This window comes from Streptomyces sp. NPDC003379, assembly GCF_053589195.1.
Map to the genome: position 1 here is coordinate 229,228 of NZ_JBSFRK010000004.1, position 17,285 is coordinate 246,512.

General features: G+C 71.0%; 15 protein-coding genes. 7 read left to right on the forward strand and 8 right to left on the reverse strand.

The genetic code is table 11. The features are described 5' to 3' along the window. Positions 1-15: 15 nt before the first annotated feature. A complete protein-coding gene (locus ACWDVB_RS06015; protein WP_451514090.1) occupies positions 16-570 on the forward strand; it encodes a GNAT family N-acetyltransferase in 555 nt (184 codons plus the stop codon). Here the strand turns inward: ACWDVB_RS06015 and hydA are convergent. The 4 genes from hydA to ACWDVB_RS06035 form a co-directional block, all read right to left on the reverse strand. After that, the gene (gene hydA, locus ACWDVB_RS06020; RefSeq protein WP_451514089.1) at positions 567-1,970 is read right to left on the reverse strand and encodes a dihydropyrimidinase; all 1,404 of its coding nucleotides are present in this window, start codon (positions 1,968-1,970) and stop codon (positions 567-569) included. The two genes, ACWDVB_RS06015 and hydA, sit on opposite strands and share 4 nt — an antisense overlap. A gap of 92 nt (positions 1,971-2,062) precedes the next feature. Further along, positions 2,063-3,346, reverse strand: coding sequence for an aspartate aminotransferase family protein (locus tag ACWDVB_RS06025; protein WP_451514088.1), 1,284 nt, complete (start codon positions 3,344-3,346; stop codon positions 2,063-2,065). Next, positions 3,343-4,185 carry a nitrilase-related carbon-nitrogen hydrolase gene (locus ACWDVB_RS06030; protein WP_451514087.1) on the reverse strand — a complete coding sequence of 281 codons (843 nt, stop codon included), beginning with the start codon at positions 4,183-4,185 and terminating at the stop codon, positions 3,343-3,345. Before ACWDVB_RS06030 ends, ACWDVB_RS06025 begins: the two co-directional genes overlap by 4 nt. A gap of 134 nt (positions 4,186-4,319) precedes the next feature. Continuing rightward, positions 4,320-5,636: a hypothetical protein gene (locus ACWDVB_RS06035; protein WP_451514086.1), complete on the reverse strand. Its 1,317-nt coding sequence runs from the start codon at positions 5,634-5,636 to the stop codon at positions 4,320-4,322. Between the two features lie 233 nt (positions 5,637-5,869). On the opposite strand from ACWDVB_RS06035, the gene ACWDVB_RS06040 reads away from it, so the two are divergent. After that, positions 5,870-7,015: a carboxylate-amine ligase gene (locus ACWDVB_RS06040; RefSeq protein WP_451514085.1), complete on the forward strand. Its 1,146-nt coding sequence runs from the start codon at positions 5,870-5,872 to the stop codon at positions 7,013-7,015. Positions 7,016-7,031: 16 nt separating this feature from the next. Here ACWDVB_RS06040 and ACWDVB_RS06045 read toward each other — a convergent pair whose 3' ends face one another. Further along, positions 7,032-7,286 (reverse strand): helix-turn-helix domain-containing protein, encoded by a 255-nt coding sequence (locus ACWDVB_RS06045; protein WP_451514084.1) that lies wholly within the window; start codon positions 7,284-7,286, stop codon positions 7,032-7,034. Positions 7,287-7,332: 46 nt separating this feature from the next. Here ACWDVB_RS06045 and map point away from each other — a divergent pair, with 46 nt between their 5' ends. Next, positions 7,333-8,100 carry a type I methionyl aminopeptidase gene (gene map, locus ACWDVB_RS06050; protein WP_451514083.1) on the forward strand — a complete coding sequence of 256 codons (768 nt, stop codon included), beginning with the start codon at positions 7,333-7,335 and terminating at the stop codon, positions 8,098-8,100. Positions 8,101-8,146: 46 nt separating this feature from the next. Then, positions 8,147-10,027 carry a WD40 repeat domain-containing protein gene (locus tag ACWDVB_RS06055; RefSeq protein WP_451514082.1) on the forward strand — a complete coding sequence of 627 codons (1,881 nt, stop codon included), beginning with the start codon at positions 8,147-8,149 and terminating at the stop codon, positions 10,025-10,027. Between the two features lie 12 nt (positions 10,028-10,039). On the opposite strand, the gene ggt is transcribed toward ACWDVB_RS06055, so the two are convergent. Then, complete coding sequence (gene ggt / locus ACWDVB_RS06060; RefSeq protein ID WP_451514081.1) at positions 10,040-11,875, reverse strand: gamma-glutamyltransferase; 1,836 nt, start codon at positions 11,873-11,875, stop codon at positions 10,040-10,042. A gap of 104 nt (positions 11,876-11,979) precedes the next feature. Between ggt and ACWDVB_RS06065 the strand changes: the two genes are divergently transcribed. The 3 genes from ACWDVB_RS06065 (at position 11,980) to ACWDVB_RS06075 (ending at position 15,734) form a co-directional block, all read left to right on the forward strand. Next, entirely contained in the window at positions 11,980-12,732 is a 753-nt protein-coding gene (locus ACWDVB_RS06065; RefSeq protein ID WP_451514080.1) for a hypothetical protein, read from the forward strand. A gap of 57 nt (positions 12,733-12,789) precedes the next feature. Continuing rightward, a complete protein-coding gene (locus tag ACWDVB_RS06070) occupies positions 12,790-14,019 on the forward strand; it encodes an Ig-like domain-containing protein (protein ID WP_451514079.1) in 1,230 nt (409 codons plus the stop codon). Between the two features lie 113 nt (positions 14,020-14,132). Then, positions 14,133-15,734 carry a CocE/NonD family hydrolase gene (locus tag ACWDVB_RS06075; protein ID WP_451514078.1) on the forward strand — a complete coding sequence of 534 codons (1,602 nt, stop codon included), beginning with the start codon at positions 14,133-14,135 and terminating at the stop codon, positions 15,732-15,734. A gap of 36 nt (positions 15,735-15,770) precedes the next feature. Here the strand turns inward: ACWDVB_RS06075 and ACWDVB_RS06080 are convergent, their stop codons facing one another. Continuing rightward, on the reverse strand, positions 15,771-16,640 hold the full coding sequence (locus ACWDVB_RS06080) for an amino acid ABC transporter permease (protein ID WP_451514077.1): 870 nt from the start codon (positions 16,638-16,640) through the stop codon (positions 15,771-15,773). After that, on the reverse strand, positions 16,637-17,281 hold the full coding sequence (locus ACWDVB_RS06085) for an amino acid ABC transporter permease (RefSeq protein ID WP_451514076.1): 645 nt from the start codon (positions 17,279-17,281) through the stop codon (positions 16,637-16,639). The genes ACWDVB_RS06080 and ACWDVB_RS06085 overlap by 4 nt, the downstream gene beginning before the upstream one ends. Positions 17,282-17,285 lie beyond the last annotated feature (4 nt).

A 17,285-nucleotide genomic window follows, 5' to 3' on the forward strand; every position in this document is an offset into this window, starting at 1 on the left:
TGTGAATGGGGCCCGATGTTCTCCCTCTCCCTCACCCTCCCGCTACGGGGCGATGCCCGGCTGCGTCCCCTTGAGAGTCGGCACGCCGAGGAGTTCGCCGCCCACCTGGACCGGGCGCGCGAGCACATCCGGCCGTGGGTGGGGCGCGGCTTCGTCACCGATGACGTCGACGGCGCGCGGGCCACCCTGCGCCGGTACGCCGAGCGGCAGGCCTCGGACGGCGCCCGCCTGTACGGCATCTGGCTGGACGGCACGCTGGTCGGCGGCGTCATGTTCGTGGCCTTCGACGCGGCGGCGGGCTCGTGCGAGGTCGGCTGCTGGCTGGAGCCCGCCGCCGAGGGCCACGGCCTGATCACCGAGGCGTGCCGCACGCTGCTGGAGTGGGCGTTCACCACCCGGGGCCTGCACCGCGCCGAGTGGCGCTGCCGAGCCGACAACGACCGCAGCGCCGCGGTGGCCAAGCGGCTCGGCATGACACTCGAAGGGGTGCAGCGCGAGGCCTGGCCCTACGCCGGCACCCGTTACGACAAGCAGAACTGGGCGGTTCTGGCCCGGGAATGGCGCGGTTAGTCCAGGTACTGGCACGTGCCGCGCGCGGTGTACGCGCCGTGACCGGTGCGGCCGGTGAACTCCCGGCCGGTGATGACCGGTTCGCCGCGCGACAGGACCGTCTCCACCCGGCCGGTCAGACGCTTGCCCTCGTACGCCGAGTAGTCGACGTTCATATGGTGCGTGGCCGCCGAGATCGTCTGCTCGGCGTGCGGGTCGTAGATGACGATGTCCGCGTCGGCGCCCGGCGCGATGGTGCCCTTCCTCGGGTACAGGCCGAACATCCGGGCCGGTGACGCGCAGGCGATGTCGATCCAGCGGCGCCGCGAGATGCGGCCGTCGACCACTCCCTGGTGGAGCAGGTCCATGCGGTTCTCCACGCCCGGCATCCCGTTGGGGATCTTGGAGAAGTCGCCGCGCCCGAGCTCCTTCTGCCCCGAGAAGCAGAACGGGCAGTGGTCCGTCGACACCACCTGGAGATCGTTCGTGCGCAGGCCGCGCCAGAGTGCCGCCTGATGCTCCTTCGGGCGAAGCGGCGTACTGCACACGTACTTCGCGCCGCCGAAGTCCGGCTCGGCGAGGTTGTCCGTCGACAGGAACAGGTACTGCGGGCATGTCTCCCCGAAGACCGGCAGCCCCTCGTCCCGCGCCCGGGTCAGCTCGGCCACGGCCTCCCGCGCCGACACGTGCACCACGTACAGCGGCGCCCCCGCCACCTGCGCGAGCTTGATGGCGCGGTGCGTCGCCTCGGCCTCCAGGAGCGCCTTCCTGACCTCGCCGTGGAAGCGGGGATCGGTCTCGCCGCGGGCCAGCGCCTGCTCCACGAGCACATCGATCGCGATGCCGTTCTCGGCGTGCATCATGATCAGCCCGCCGTTCTCGCCGGCCCTCTGCATCGCGCGCAGGATCTGCCCGTCGTCCGAGTAGAAGACCCCGGGATACGCCATGAACAGCTTGAACGAGGTCACGCCCTCCTCGATGAGCCCGTCCATCTCCTTCAGCGTCGAGTCGTTCACATCCGACACGATCATGTGGAAGGCGTAGTCGATCGCGCAGTTCCCGGTGGCCTTCGCATGCCACGCGTCCAGGCCGGACCGCAGCGCCCTGCCCTTGGACTGCACCGCGAAGTCGACGATGGTGGTGGTGCCGCCCCAGGCCGCCGCCCGGGTCCCGGTCTCGAAGGTGTCCGACGAGAAGGTGCCGCCGAACGGGAACTCCATGTGCGTATGGGCGTCGACGCCACCGGGGATCACATACTTCCCGGTGGCGTCGATGACGCGGTCGGCGGTCCACGCGCTCGCCGCGGCGCTGGTGCTCGCGGCGAGCGCGGCGACCCTGCCGTCCTCGACCAGCACGTCGGCGTGGGTCTCCTCGGCGGCGGTGACGACGAGGCCGCCGCGGATCAGGGTGCGGGTGCTCATGTGGTGCGCTCCCTTTTCTGCACAGGGGTACGTACGTGACAGGGGTGCGTACGTCGACAGGGGTACGGGGGACGACAGGGGTACGGGGTCGACTAGGCGCTCCGCAGGGCCTCTCCGAGGATGGCCGCGCCCTCTTCCGCCTCCGCCACGGTCAGCGACAGCGGTGGGGCGACGCGCAGGACGCTGGTGCTGTGGCCGCCGCCCTTGCCGATGAGCAGGCCGCCCTCGCGCGCCGCTTCGAGCACCGCGGCGGCCGCTCGCTGGTTCGGCTCGTCGGTGCCGGGCCCGACCAGTTCGATGCCGATCATCAGGCCGCGCCCGCGCACCTCGCGTACGACGGGCAGCTGGGCGCAGATCGCCCGCAGCCGCTCTATCAGCAGGCCCCCGACGCGCCGGGCGTTGCCCTGGAGGTCGTGTTCAAGGAGGTACGAGAGGTTGGCGAGGCCCGCCGCCATGGTGACCGGCGAGCCGCCGAACGTCGAAATGGAGTTGGCGTCGAGGGAGTTCATCACCTCGGCGCGGGCGACGACACCACCGATCGACATGCCGTTGCCGATGCCCTTGGCGAAGGTCAGCATGTCCGGCGGGCCGTGCTGGGCGTGCGCCTGCCAGCCCCAGAAGTGCTCGCCCGTGCGGCCCCAGCCGGTCTGCACCTCGTCGGAGATCCACAGGATGCCGTGTTCGTCCAGTACTTCGCGGAAAGCGGCGTACAGTCCGTCGGGCGGCGAGGTGAAGCCGCCGACGCCCTGGATCGGCTCGGCGATCAGCGCCGCCACTCCCCCGCGCGCCTGCCCGAGCATGTCCCGCAGGTCGGCGACGCAGGCCGCGGTGAACTCGGCGTCGCTCAGCGCGGCGTACGGCCCCCGGCTGCGGACGCCGCCGTGCACGTACAGCGTCTGGAGCGGCGAGAGGCTGGTCGGCGACCACGACTGGTTGCCGGTGATGCCGACGGCCGTGAAGGAGCGACCGTGGTAGCTGTTGCGCATCGCCAGGATCTGGTTGGAGCGGCGGTGGGCGGTGGCGAGCAGCAGCGCCGCGTCGTTGGCCTCGGTGCCGGAGGTGGTGAAGAAGACGCGGGCGTCGGGGATGCCGGACAACGCCGCGACGCGCTCGGCGAGTTCGACCATCGGGCGGTCGAGGTAGAGGGTGGAGGAGTGGATGATCCGGCCCGCCTGTTCGCTCACCGCCTTGGTGACCTCGGGCAGGGCATGTGCGGTCATGGTGGTGAGGATGCCGCCGAAGAAGTCGAGGTACTTCCTCCCGTCGGCGCCCCAGACGTACCGGCCCTCGCCGTGGGTGAGTTCGAGGGGCTGCTGGTAGTAGAGCGCGAGCCACTCGGGCAGCACCGCCTTGTGGCGGGCGTACAGGTCGGTCACGGCTGCACCAGCCCTTCGTAGGCGTCGGGGCGTCGGTCGCGGTAGAACGCCCACTGCCTGCGTACCTCTTCGATGAGCCCCAAGTCGAGGTCCCTGACGAGGAGTTCCTCGGTCTTGTCGCTCGCGGGCTCGCCGACGAACTGGCCGCGCGGGTCGACGAAGTACGACGTTCCGTAGAAGTCGTTGTCGCCGTACTCCTCCTGGCCCACGCGGTTGATCGCGGCGATGAAGTACTCGTTGGCGACGGCCGCCGCGGGCTGCTCCAGCTGCCAGAGGTGCGAGGAGAGGCCGCGGTGGGTGGCGGAGGGGTTGTAGACGATCTGGGCGCCGTTGAGGCCGAGTTGGCGCCAGCCCTCCGGGAAGTGGCGGTCGTAGCAGATGTAGACGCCGACCTTGCCGACGGCGGTGTCGAAGACGGGCCAGCCGAGGTTCCCCGGCTTGAAGTAGTACTTTTCCCAGAAGCCCTTGACCTGGGGGATGTGGTGCTTGCGGTACTTGCCGAGGTAGCTGCCGTCGGCGTCGACGACGGCCGCGGTGTTGTAGTAGGACCCGGACTGCTCGACCTCGAAGACCGGGACGACGATCACCATGCCGGTCTCGCGGGCGAGCGCCTGCATGCGTGTGACGGTGGGGCCGTCCGGCACGGGCTCGGCCCAGCGGTAGTGCTCGGGCTCCTGGACCTGGCAGAAGTAGGGGGCATTGAAGACCTCTTGGAACCCTATGACCTTCGCGCCCTGCCGAGCCGCTTCGCGGGCGTGCTCCTCGTGCTTGGCGATCATGGATTCGGTGTCGCCCGTCCAGGTCGCCTGGACTAGTGCGGCGCGTACGACGTTGACCATGAGCTGCTCCTTCACTGCCCTGGGGAGGACTGTCCTGAAGAGAACATCAGAGAGCTTCTACGCCCGTAGAGACTCTCATGATTCGTACCCGGGTGGGCCGGAAACGGGCGGAAAGCGGCACGGGACCAAGGGGGTCAGGTGTTGAACCCCGCGACGCGCAGGGCGTGCACCAGGTCCCAGTGGTGCTCCTCGGAGACCGCTCGGGCCGTCTCCAGGAGCAGCGGGATGAGGCGGTGCGGGTCGGTGTGCGCGCAGCGGGCCGCGTCCTCGGGGGTGCGGACGCGGAGGTAGGAGTCGAGGAGGGCGCGGGCCTCGCGCTCCCTGCCCGCGTCGATCAGCGCGAGGATCGCCTCGGCGATCTCCGGCGCGGGGCGCGCGACGCCCTGCCGCAGCAGCTTCCGGCAGTCGTCGGCGCGGCCCGCCCCCGCGAGGGCGTCCGCCAGGGCGACCAGCGGGCCGGGCGGCAGCGAGGCGGCCTCCCACAGGAGGGTCGCCCAGTCGGCGGCCAGGCCCGCGCGGTGCAGTTCCACGGCCAGCGACGGCAGGCGGGGGGCGGGCCAGGCCGCGGCCTCCACCAGGACGGCGTGGGCCTCGCCGGTGCGGGCCGCGCCGCGGAGCTGAAGGAGGGTTTGGACGGTGGCGGTGGTGTCGGCGCCATCAGTGGCGTCGGTCGTGTCGTCGGGGGCTTGAGGCCGGGGCTGGGGGGTCGCGGAGGCGTGCGTGGCGGGCTCGTAGCGTGCGCCGCGTGGGGTGGCTCGTGCGGGGTCCGCCTCGGGGGCGAAGAGCGAAGGCGCCTCGGCCTCCGTGCCCGTACCTGTACCGGTATTCGTGTCCGTGTCCGTGAGGCCCGCGAAGCGGGCGCCGCGGGGGGCTCGCCGGGGGCGTTCGTGCCCCTCGGGGATGTGGTCGGAGCCGTAGGGGTCGGGCCCGTCCGGTCCGTCCGGTCCGTCCGGCGGAGACGCCGTGCCGAGGTCCATCCACGCGGGGCGCTCCGCCGCGTCCAGGCGGTCCATACGTTCCTGGAGTTCCGCGCACCTGGCGGTCGCACGCTCGTGGTCGTCCCGGACCCACGCCAGGTCGAGGTTGATGCGGTCGGCCTCGTCCGGGCCGGTCGCCTCGGTCAGCTGCCGACCGAGTTCCGCCTGCCGTTCCAGGGCGATCCGCTGCTCCCCGAGCATCATGTCGAGCCGGGTGCTTAGGAGCTCGCGGGCGCCGGGCCGGGCGTCGTACGCGGTGAGCGAGGCGCGGTGCAGGGTGCGCGCTCTGTCCGTCTCGTGCTCGGCCTCGGGGATGCCGCGGTCCGCCGCCAGGTCGTGGAGCAGCGCCTGCACCACGTCCCAGGGCGGTACCTCCGTGCCGTCCAGGCAGGCGCGCATGCCGTCCGGGTCCCGTTGCCAGAACACGCCGCACCAGCCGGTGGACTGATCGAGCCGCCCCAGCAGATCCCTCAAGTACCTTGCGAACTCCCCCGCCTGTTCCGGGAGTTGTCCCACTGCCATCTGACCAGCACCGCCCCGTGGAGCCTGGAGTCTTCCGGTCCGGAAGATAACACCAGACGTGTTACGGGACGACTACACGCAGTTTTCCGGTACGGTCTCGCGCCGCCTCCCACGCCAGGCGGGCCGGAGGAAATTGACGCCTTTGCGTTCTGCACGACGATCACGGCACGTGACAGCATGGTCACATGACGGATGGACGGCCCGCGGGAACGGCCTCGCCGACGGTGGGAGCGGAGGAGGAGTACCTGCTGGTCGATCCGGTGTCACGCGAGTTGAGCACCGAGGCCGCGAAGGTGGTGGCCGAAGCCTCGCGCGAGCTCGGCGACCGGGTCACCACGGAGATCACGCGTTACCAGGTCGAGGTGCGCACCGACCCCCACGCCAGCCTGGGCGCTCTGGCCGAGCAGGTCCGCGCCACGCGGGAGACAGTGGCACGGGCCGCCGCGCGTCAGGGCCTGCGCATCATCTCCAGCGGTACGCCCGTCCACGGCCCGCCCGGCCCGCCGCCGCTGAGCGACGGCCCCCGTTACGCCCGGAGCGCCGCGATGTTCCGCGCCCTGGACGACGAGCAGAGCGCCTGCGCCTGCCACATCCACGTCGGCGTCGCCGATCTGGCCACGGCGCTGCGGATCAGCAACCACCTGCGCCCATGGATTCCCCTCCTCATAGCCATCACGGCCAACTCGCCGTACTGGGCGGGACGGGACACCGGCTACCACAGCTGGCGCACGACGATGTGGGGACGCTGGCCGGTGGCCGGCCCCCCGCCGCACTTCGACTCCCCCGCCCACTTCGAGGATCTCGTCGCCGGTTTCCTCGCCACGGGCGCCGTCATGGACCGCGGCGGCCTGTACTGGGACATCAGGCCCTCCCACCACGTGCCGACGCTGGAGTTCCGCGCCGCCGACGCCACGGCCACCGCCGACGACACAACGCTCCTCGCCGGCATCGTCAGAGCCATGGCCGCCACCGCGCTGGCCGCGATCCACGCGGGAGAACCGGCGTTCCGGCCACCGCCGGAGCTGCTGCGCGCGGCCTGCTGGCGCGCGGCACGCGACGGCCTGGCCGGCGAGGTCATCGACCTGTCCACCGGGCGTCTGTCCCCGGCCACCACCCAGGTGGACCGGCTCCTGTCCCGGCTGCGCCCCTCGCTCCACGAGCACGGTGACGCCGACCTCGTCCACGCCCTCTGGTCGCGGCTGCGCGCCCACGGCAGCCGGGCCGAAGGCCAGCGCGCCGCCTACCGGCGAGGCGCCGGCCTCACGGACGTGATCGACCATCTGATCTCCACGACCACCCCGGCCGGCCACAACGACACCCGGCCCGGCTGACAGCCCGCCGGGCCGCTCAGGCGACCGCCGCCAACTCGCACCGCAGGACGATCTCGTCCAGCGAAAGGCCCAGCACGGAAGCCAGCGCCGCCACAGTGAAGAGCGCGGGCGTAGGCGCTCGCCCGGTCTCGATCTTCCGCAGCGTCTCGGCGGAGAGCCCCGCCTCCGCCGCCACCGAGACCATGCTCCGCCCAGCCCGCGCGTCCCGCAGCAGACGCCCCAGCCGCTCGCCGCGCTCACGCTCTTCGGGAGTCAAAGGAGTCCGAACCATGCGCCCATCGTACGACCCCCATTTAAATACCGGTATAGTAATTGGCATGGTTGAACTCAAGACGGCACAGTCGATCGACGCGATGCGTGAAGCGGGCCGCATCGTGGCGCAGGCACTCACCGCTGCCCGTGAGGCCGCCGGCGTCGGCGTATCACTGCTCGGCCTCGACGCGATCGCGCACGCCGTGCTCCGCGAGGCCGGCGCCTCGTCCCCCTTCCTCGGCTACCGCCCGCACTTCGCCCCGACCCCCTTCCCCGCGGTCCTGTGCGCCTCGGTCAACGACGCGATCGTGCACGGCATCCCCACCGCGTACCGCCTGTGCGATGGCGATCTGCTCTCCCTCGACTTCGGCGCCCAGTTCGGCGGCTGGGCCGGCGACTCGGCGATCAGCTTCACCGTGGGGACCCCGCGCCCCGAGGACGTACGCCTCATCGGGACGGCGGAGCGCGCCCTTCAGGCGGGCATCGCGGCGGCGGTCGTCGGCAACCGCATCGGCGACATCGCCCACGCCATCGGCACCGTCTGCCGGAAGGCGGGGTACGGCATCCCCGAGGGGTTCGGCGGCCACGGCATCGGACGCCGCATGCACGAGGACCCGGGCGTGCCGAACGAGGGCCGCCCCGGCCGCGGCCTGCCCCTGCGCCCCGGCATGGTGCTGGCCATCGAGCCGATGGTGATCGCGGGTGGCGACGACGGCTACCACCAGGCGCCGGACGGCTGGACGCTGCGTACGAACGACGGGAGCCGCGCGGCCCACGCCGAGCACACCGTCGCGATCACCGAGGACGGTCCCAGGATCCTCACGGCACTGTGACACCTCGGAGACAGTCCCTGACGTAGATCATTCGTACGATGCGTCGGTGACACGAGAGATCATCGACTATGGACAGTTCGCGGAACGGCTGAGGCTGCGTCAGCAGGGGCGGCCCCGTTGGGAGTTGCTGGAGGCCGTCCAGCGCGAGTGGGGGTACGAGGATCCGGGCGGCGAGCCCGGGCACTCGCGGTGGGGCGGTGAGAACGAGAGACACGGCATCGACTGGGCGCTGCCCGTCCCCGAGGCCCTCAACGAGTGGTGGGACTCGCCGCTCAACTCCTTCGCCTTCAAACCGCGTCTGTACTGGGTCCACACGCAGTGGCCGCCGAAGATCTCCGAGCTGGACGTCGCCCCGGGGAGCGAGCTGTTGACCACGGGCTCAGGTGGCGACCGCCGCGTCTGTGTGTTCATGTCCGAGTACCACCACAGCCACGAGTGGGGCTATCTCGCCGCCGACGCCGAGCTGCCCGACCCCCGTGTCGTCGTGAGCGTCGGTGGCGAGTGGGTGGTGCAGAGCCGGTCGCTTTCGGAGTTCCTGACGCAGCTGGCCTTCGAGCGGCTGCCGGCGCAGTACGGCTGGACGCTGCGGGTGCGCCGCGCCACCGTCGACGCCGACCCGGAGATCGTCCGGCGCCTTGAGTCCTCGTACCGCGAACTGGGGCTGCTCCCCTGGCAGGAGATGGGCACGGACGCGCTGTCGTACGGCGCTCCCGACGCGGTCATACGGCATGGGCGCGGGCCCGGCGCCGACTTCCGCGTCGTGATCAACGCCCGGACCCGCCAGGCCCTGGTCGACGTCGCCGAGACCCTCGGCGTCGACTGGTCCGGCGACAAGGCGATCCGCCCGCCCAGCGAGGTGCCCGCGCCCCTGGAGGACCTCGGGCCGGTCTCGCTGAGGGAGGGCGACGCCGACGCGCGGGGGCGCTGGTCGGTGGTCTCGCGCGGCCACTGCGCGCCGCCCGAGGTGCCCGGCGCCGCCGCCGCGCTCGTCCGGCCGCCCGGCACCCTCGGTCCGGTGGCCGCCGATCAGGACGCGACGACCCTCGCGGCGGGCGACACGGACGGATGCGTCCACGTCCTGGAGACCGACGACGAGAACCCCGAGACGATCACCCTGGCCCTGCACCGCGCCCCCGTCACCGCGCTCGCCTGTGTGAAGACCACCGGCGGCAGGCGCCTCGTACTGAGCGGCGACGAGAACGGCGTGATCCGCTACTGGAGCACCCGCCGCAAGCCGCTGCGCGCCCCCTTCGCCCGCCGCCGCACACCCGTCCGCGCGCTGGCCGCGGCCCAGCTGGAGACCGGGCCCGCGCTCGCCGCCGCGTGGGCCGACGGTCTGGTCCGGGTCTGGGACATCGGCTCCGACGCGGTGGCCGGGCTGCGCCTGGGCACCGGCATCACCTTCCTCGGCCTCGACGCGGACGGGACCCTGCGCGTCACCGACGCCGACGGCACCTCCGTGCTCCGGCTGGATCCGGCGAAGCTCTGGCCGCACCGCGACCTGCGACTGCGCCTGGACGGGGTCGACTGGGGGTCCCTGTGGACCGCCCGCGGGCCCGGCCGCATGATTCCCGACCTGATCGGCAAGGTCGCGTCGGACGACAAGAAGACCGCCATGGACGCGGTCCACGACCTGTACCGGCTGCTCGTCTCCAAGGAAGCCTCCTCGACCGCCGCGGTCCCCGCGATCCCGTTCCTGGCCGAGCTGATGACGGACCCGGACAACCGGTCGCGCAGCACGCTGCTGCTGCTCATCGCGGACCTCGCCGACGTCCACCAGGCCCGCGGCGGGCGCGGCGACGCCCAGCTTGCGGCGGTCCGCGAGGCGCTGCCCGCCCTGCGGTACCTGCACGACGACCCGGAGTCGTCCATCCGCTGGGCGGCCAACGAGCTGGAGCGGAACTGCGCGGCCTCGCCCGCCCCGTAGGCAGGCGGGTCGTCAGCCGGTGGGGTGCACCACCATCGCCGAGCCGCCGCCCCTGCGCTCCTTCTCCGCCGCCGCGAGCCACTTCCCGCCCGGCAGCCGCTGCACGCCCGTCGCCGCCCCGATCTCCGGGTTCCGCTTGAAGGAGTGCCCGATCGACTCCAGGGAAGCGCGCAGCCCGCTGTCCCACAGGCCCGGTTCGAGCTCGGTCTGTGCGGCGTTGCGCTGGCTCGCGCGCGGCGCGGCGATCGCGTCGACCAGGGGCAGGCCCCGGTCGACGAAGCCCGTCAGGGTCTGTAGAACGGTCGTGATGATGGTCGCCCCGCCCGGCGAACCGAGCGCCACCACCGGCTTGCCGTGCTTGAGCACGATCGTCGGCGCGATCGAGGAGCGCGGGCGCTTGCCCGGGCCCGGCAGGTTCGGGTCGTGCACCGCGGGGTTGGCGGGCGCGAAGGAGAAGTCCGTCAGTTCGTTGTTGAGCAGGAAGCCGCGCCCCGGCACGGTGATGCCGCTGCCGCCGGTCGACTCGATGGTGAGGGTGTAGGCGACGACGTTGCCCCACTTGTCGGCGGCCGTGAGGTGCGTGGTGTTCTCGCCCTCGTACGTGGTGGGGGCCGCCTTGTCACCCGTCGCGCACGCCCTCGGCCGGCGCGGGTCGCCGGGTGCGAGCGGGCTCTTGAGCACCGCGTCGTCCTTGATCAGGCACTCCCGGCTGTCCGCGAACCGCTGCGAGAGCAGTTCCTTCGCCGGTACGTCCTCGAAGGCGGGGTCGCCGACCCAGCGGCCCCGGTCGGCGAACGCGATGCGGCTGGCCTCGATGAAGCGGTGCAGGTACTTCGTCTTCGAGGCCTTGGACAGGTCGGTGCGCTCCAGGATGTTGAGCGCCTCGCCGACGGTGGTACCGCCGGAGGACGAGGGCGCCATGGAGTAGACGTCAAGGCCGCGGTACGTCGTCTTCGTGGGCTTCTGGCGCTTGACGCCGTAAGACGCGAGGTCCTTCAGGGAGAGGTCGCCGGGCCGGGCCACGCGGCCGGACGCCGGGTCGACGGGCGGCTTGTTGACGGTGCGTACGAAGTCCTTGGCGAGCTTTCCGTGGTACAGCGCCCCTACACCCTTGCGGCCCAGCTCGTCGTACGTACGGGCCAGGTCCGGGTTCTTGAACGTGGAGCCGACCACCGGCAGCTTCCCGCCCGGCAGGAACAGCTGCGCCGAGGCGGGGAAATCCCTGAACCGCTTCTCGTTCGACGCGGTCTGGGAGCGGAACGTCTCATCGACCGTGAAGCCGTCGCGCGCGAGGCGTTCGGCGGGCTTCAGGAGCGTGCCGAGCTTTCTGCTGCCCCACGCGTCGAGCGCCGACTGCCAGGTGGCGGGCGTTCCCGGTGTGCCGACGCCGAGGCCGCTGGTGACCGCGGACTCGAAGGGGATCGGCCTGCCGTTCTCCAGGAACAGCCCGGAGTCGGCGGTGCGGGGGGCCGTCTCGCGGCCGTCGATGGTGCTGACCTCGCGGGTCCTGGCGTCGTAGTGGACGAAGTAGCCGCCGCCTCCGACACCCGCCGAGTACGGCTCGGTGACGCCGAGCGCGGCGGCGGTGGCGACCGCCGCGTCCACGGCGTTGCCGCCCTTGCGCAGGACCTCGATGCCGGCGGCGGAGGCGTCCGGGTCGACGCTGGCGACCGCCCCGCCGCGGCCGACGGCGACCGGCACCTTCCCCGTGGCCGCCGACACCTTCCCCGTGGCCGTCGGGGCCTGTTCCGCTGAGCGCGTAGGCGAAGGGGGCGCGGCGGCACCGACCGACACCAATACCCCTCCGACCGCCAATAGCGTCAGATTACGTACGACAGCGCGACGCATTCGTACCTCCAGTCAACAGCCGTCCGCGCAGCGTAACTTCGCACCGGCGTTCGCGTCAGGTCCGCCTCGAACACTGCTCCGAAAGGCCGCTAGCATGCGCCCCCATGACTGAAGACGTGCGCAATATCGTCCTCGGCCTGATCGCGGCCGGCCTCGGTGCCGTCCTTGGCTGGCTGGTGCGCGGCTACCTGTGGAAGCGCAGGCTCCGCCGCAAGCAGGCCTTCTTCGGGCTGCCCGACAACGCCGAGTCGCTGCTCGTGGTCAACCGTGACGCGGGCGGCGGCGAGCTGATGGTGGTGCGCCACGACGTGTCCGCTCTCCTCGAACTCGCCGCCGTCGTCAAGGAGTGCGGGGCCCACTTCCAGGTGGTCGCGCACGACGCGGCCCAGCAGAGCTTCGGCGAGCGCACCGAGTTCTGCGTGGGCAACCCGGTGGCGCACCGCCGCATGGCGGCGCACATGCACTCGCTGCTCCCGGGCGTGCGGGTGAACACCGAGCCGGAGCCGGTCCCCGACCGGGGCGCGTTCCAGATCGGCGCCGAGCGCTACCGCCTGGAGGCGGGCCTGACGGAGTACGTGATCCTCGCGCGGCTCACCGCCGACCAGGGCCAGGACGCGCGGCCCGTCTTCCTCTTCTGCGGCCAGCGCGCGGTGACCAGCCAGGCGGCGACCCGCTATCTCGCCCGCCACCACGAGAAGCTCGCGCGCAAGCACGGGAACAGCTCCTTCGTGCTGCTTCTGAAGGTCGTCAACTCGCAGGCGTACGGTCCCGACGTCGTCGAGCTCGTCGCCGATGTGACACGCGCCGCCGAGACGCCGCTGCCCGCGCCGGTCCGGGCCTCTCATCGCGCCAAGTGATCCAGCCATCGATTTCCGGACATCAGGCAACCTGTCCGGGTCCTACGCCCTCTTTCCATGCGGTCCACATTCGCATGGAGGTACGTTTCCTTGTCCCCGCAGAGCTCTTCGAGCCGCCGACGCCCCCTTCGCACGCGCCACGCGGCTGCCGCGGGCCTCGCGGTGCTCGCCGCCGCCCTGACCGCCTGCTCGGGCGGCAGCGGCTCCTCCGGGTCCGACAAGGCCGCCGAGAAACCGAAGATCTCGGTGAACCTCACGGGGCAGCGGGCAAAGGCGGGCGGCCCGGTCACGGTGAAGCTGGCCGAGGGCAGGCTGACGCAGGTGACCGTCGCCGACGCCAAGGGCGCGAAGCTCCCCGGCAAGGTCTCGGCGAACGGCACCACCTGGACGTCCCTGCGCACGGCGGCGCCCGGCACCGCGTACAAGGTCGAGGCGGTCAGCGACCGGGGCGGCAGCGCGCGCACGTCCTTCAGGACGGCCGCGCCCGACAAGGTCAACAAGGTGACGCTCGCCCCCGGCAAGGACACCACCGTCGGCATCGCCCAGCCCCTGTCGATCACCTTCGACCACCCGGTGAAGAACAAGGCCGAGGTCGAGAAGCAGCTGAAGGTGACGACCTCGAACGGCACCACGGGCGCCTGGGGCTGGATCAAGAACTACGACGGCAAGGACCGCGCCGACTGGCGCCCCAAGGAGTACTGGAAGTCCGGCACGAAGGTGAAGCTGGACGCCCGACTGAACGGCGTCGACTCCGGTCACGGCGGCGGCTGGTTCGTCCGCGACTACGCCACCGGGTTCACGGTCGGCAGGAGCCAGGTCGTGAAGGTGGACCTGGACAGCAAGACCGCGACGCTCGTGCGGGACGGCAAGACGGTCAGGTCGCTCCCGATGTCGGCCGGCACGCCCGGCGGCGAGAAGGCCTCCTGGGGCGGTACGTCGGTCCTGATGTCGAAGGAGGGCACGATCAACATGCGCTCCGAGACGGTCGGCCTCTCCGGCAGCGACAGCTACGACAAGATGGTCGACTACTCGATGCGCCTGACCTGGTCGGGCATGTACGCGCACGCGGCCCCGTGGAACGTCGCGTACTTCGGCAACACCAACCACAGCTCCGGCTGCGTCGGCATGAGCACCGGTGACGCGGGCTGGCTCTACGGCCAGGCCCGGATCGGCGACCCCTTCGAGGTCACCGGCAGCGGCTCGAAGGGCGTGCCCGATCCGGGCAACGGTTACGGCGAGTGGAACGTCTCCTGGTCGGACTGGCAGGCCAAGAGCGCGCTGCACTGACGGTCCACTCCTCAACAACCGTTACCGAGGCGTAACTTACCGACGGGTTACCCTCGGTAAAGCGTCGAGGTTACCGTCGGGTCACTTTCTATCGCACGAGCGAGGAGTGACCCGTGGGACTGCCGCACCATGCCTTGCGTACGACCACCGTGGGAGCCGTGTCGGCGACCCTCGTCGCCGGGGCCGCCTTCGGCCTCGCCCCGGCGGCGCAGGCGGCGCCCGCCGCCGAGCCGCGGGCCGCGAGCTCCGCCGACGTGCGCTTCGTCGACATACCCGGCGACGGCGGCACGGTCCTCAAGGCCAACGTCTTCACCCCCAAGGACGCGAAGCCCGGCGCCGGGACGACGTATCCCTCGATCGTGCTGCCCACCAGCTGGGCCATGCCCCAGATCGAGTACGTCGCACAGGCCCAGAAGCTCGCGGACTCCGGCTATGTCGTGGTCAGTTACAACTCGCGCGGCTTCTGGCAGTCCGGCGGCGAGATCGAGACCGCGGGCCCCAAGGACATCGCCGACGCCTCCAAGGTCATCGACTGGACCCTCGCCAATACCCCGGCCGACCCGTCGAAGGTCGGCATGGCGGGCGTCTCGTACGGCGCGGGCATCAGCCTGCTCGCCGCCGGGCACGACAAGCGGATCAAGGCCGTCGCCGCGCTGAGCGGCTGGGGCGATCTGATCGACTCGATCTACAGCGGACGCACCCAGCACGTCCAGGCCGCCGCCCTGCTCGGCGGCGCGGGCGCCCTCACCGGCCGTCCGAGCCCCGAACTCCAGCAGACGCTCAAGGACTTCCTCGGGTCCAACCTGGACAAGGAGGACGAGATGATCGCCTGGGGCGCGAAGCGCTCCCCCGCGACCCACCTCGACCGGATCAACAAGAACGGCGCGGCCATCATGCTCGGCAACGCCTGGGGCGACACCCTCTTCCCGCCCAACCAGTACGCCGAGTTCTACGAGCGGCTCAGCGGCCCCAAGCGCCTGGAGTTCCGTCCCGGCGACCACGCGACGGCGGAGGCCACCGGCCTGCTCGGTCTGCCCAACGACACCTGGACCTCGACGCGGCGCTGGTTCGACCACCACCTCAAGGGCGAGGACAACGGCATCGACAAGGAGCAGCCGGTCCAGCTCAAGTCCCGCTCGACGGGCGACTACGAGGGCTACCCGGACTGGAAGTCGGTGGGCCCCACCCGCGAGAAGATCGCCATGGCGGGCTCCACCACGATCCGTACGAACGTCGACTCGGGCGCCAACGGCGGCATCGCGATCCTCTCCAACGCCCTGGACCAGTTCCTGAAGATCCCGCCGACGGCCTCGGTGCCGCTGCTCCCGCGGCGCTACACGGGCGTGTGGCAGTCGGAGAAGTACGCGGAGGGCCGGCGGGTGCGCGGGACCGCGAAGCTGCACACCACGCTCACCAGCACCAAGGAGAGCGGCACCCTCGTCGCGTACCTCTACGACGTGGGCCCGCTCGGCCTCGGCAAGCTGGTCAGCAATGCGCCGTACACCTTCCACGGCAAGACGCCCGGCAAGCCGTTCGGCGTGGACCTGGAGCTGTTCTCCACGGCCTACGACGTACCGGCAGGACACAAGCTCGCCCTGGTCGTCGACACGGTCGACCCGCTCTACATCGAGCACAACCCGTCCGGCGCGCAGCTGACCTTCTCCTCACCGGCGGCGGACCCGTCGTACGTGTCCGTCCCCCTGCGCGAGCAGTGATCTCCGGCTGCCACCGGCCAGGCATGGCCCTACGAGCTACTGCGCACCATGCAGCAGCGTCCCTGGTTCGGCCGGCGCGACTTCCGCGGCCTCGGTCTTGGGATTGCGCCGCTGACGCCTGGACACCCACTGGGCGAACCATGACAGCAACATGCACATCCCGATGTAGATCGGTGAGATCACCATGACCACGGGGATGAAGGGCAAATCGTAGTCGAGATTCGACGCGATCAGCTTCCCGGCGTGGAGGAACTCCTCGTAGGTGATCAGAAAACCCAGCGAGGTGTCCTTGAGGGCCACCACCAGCTGGCTGATGATGGCGGGCAGCATGGCGCGCAGGGCCTGGGGCACGAGGACGTAACTCATGACCTGGGTCTTGCGCATGCCCAGCGCGTACGCGGCCTCCTTCTGGCCGCGTTCCACGGAGTTGACGCCCGAGCGGAAGACCTCGGCGAGCACCGAGCCGTTGTAGAGCGTGAGTCCGGCGACGAGCGCGGGCAGCGGCTGCACCTTCAGCGCCACGAAGACGAAGAAGATCATCACCAGGACGGGCATCGCGCGGAAGAACTCCACCAGGAGCGTGGCCAGCCAGCGCACCGGACGGTGGTCCGAGAGCCGCCCCATGGAGAGCAGTCCGCCGAGCGCGAGCGCGAGGACCGCGGAGATCGCGAACGCCTTGAGCGTGTTGCCGAGCCCCCGCAGGAGCAGTTCCTGGATGCCCCGGTACTCGAAGGGCGTCCACTTGGTGGAGGTGAACTGGTCGGTGTCGAACAGCAGATACAGGATCCAGCCGACGAGGGCGAGCACGACCAGGGTGGAGAGCAGTCCGTAGAGCCTGTGCCGCCGCACGGTCTTCGGCCCCGGGATGTCGTACAGGGCGGTGGAGTCGTGGCTGAGGGCTTTCATCGGGCGACTCCCCAGCGCTGTTCGAGGACATGGAAGACCGCGCTGATGGCGAGGGTGATGACGAGGTAGCCGAGGGCGATCCAGACGAAGGTCCAGACGATGTTGTAGCCCAGCTCGTTGAGCGTCTTGTACGTGCCGAGCAGTTCGGTGACGCTGAACGCGCCGGCGATCGCGGAGTTCTTGGCGAGCGCGATGAGGTTGGAGCCGACCGGGGCGATGACGGACCGGAAGGCCTGCGGGAGGATCACCATCGACAGGGTCTGCCCGAAGCTCATGCCGAGGCTGCGGGCGGCCTCGCCCTGCCCCCGGGGCACGGTGTTGATGCCGGACCTGAGCGCCTCGCAGATGAAGGCGGAGGTGTAGCAGCCGAGGGCGAGCACCGCGAAGACCTTGAAGGGCAGGACGAGCCCGAAGCGGGGCAGGCCGAGCAGCACGGCGAAGAAGAGCAGGGTGAGCGGGGTGTTGCGCAGGACCGTCACCCAGACCGTGCCGAAGGCCCGGAAGGAGCCGACGGGCGCGACGCGGAACGAGGCCATGAGGAAGCCGAGCACGAGCGCCAGGACCGAGGCGTAGACGGTGAGTTCGACGGTGCCGAGGAAGCCCTCGCCGAACGTGGAGAAGTTGTCTGTCAGTACGTCCACGACG

Excerpts from the sequence above, each read along its gene's own strand:
- ACWDVB_RS06015 (WP_451514090.1), top strand. The coding sequence starts at position 16 with ATGTTCTCCCTCTCCCTCACCCTCCCGCTACGGGGCGATGCCCGGCTG.
- hydA (WP_451514089.1), bottom strand. The coding sequence starts at position 1,970 with ATGAGCACCCGCACCCTGATCCGCGGCGGCCTCGTCGTCACCGCCGCC.
- ACWDVB_RS06030 (WP_451514087.1), bottom strand. The coding sequence starts at position 4,185 with ATGGTCAACGTCGTACGCGCCGCACTAGTCCAGGCGACCTGGACGGGC.
- ACWDVB_RS06040 (WP_451514085.1), top strand. The coding sequence starts at position 5,870 with ATGACGGATGGACGGCCCGCGGGAACGGCCTCGCCGACGGTGGGAGCG.
- ACWDVB_RS06045 (WP_451514084.1), bottom strand. The coding sequence starts at position 7,286 with ATGGTTCGGACTCCTTTGACTCCCGAAGAGCGTGAGCGCGGCGAGCGG.
- map (WP_451514083.1), top strand. The coding sequence starts at position 7,333 with ATGGTTGAACTCAAGACGGCACAGTCGATCGACGCGATGCGTGAAGCG.
- ggt (WP_451514081.1), bottom strand. The coding sequence starts at position 11,875 with ATGCGTCGCGCTGTCGTACGTAATCTGACGCTATTGGCGGTCGGAGGG.
- ACWDVB_RS06065 (WP_451514080.1), top strand. The coding sequence starts at position 11,980 with ATGACTGAAGACGTGCGCAATATCGTCCTCGGCCTGATCGCGGCCGGC.
- ACWDVB_RS06070 (WP_451514079.1), top strand. The coding sequence starts at position 12,790 with ATGCGGTCCACATTCGCATGGAGGTACGTTTCCTTGTCCCCGCAGAGC.
- ACWDVB_RS06080 (WP_451514077.1), bottom strand. The coding sequence starts at position 16,640 with ATGAAAGCCCTCAGCCACGACTCCACCGCCCTGTACGACATCCCGGGG.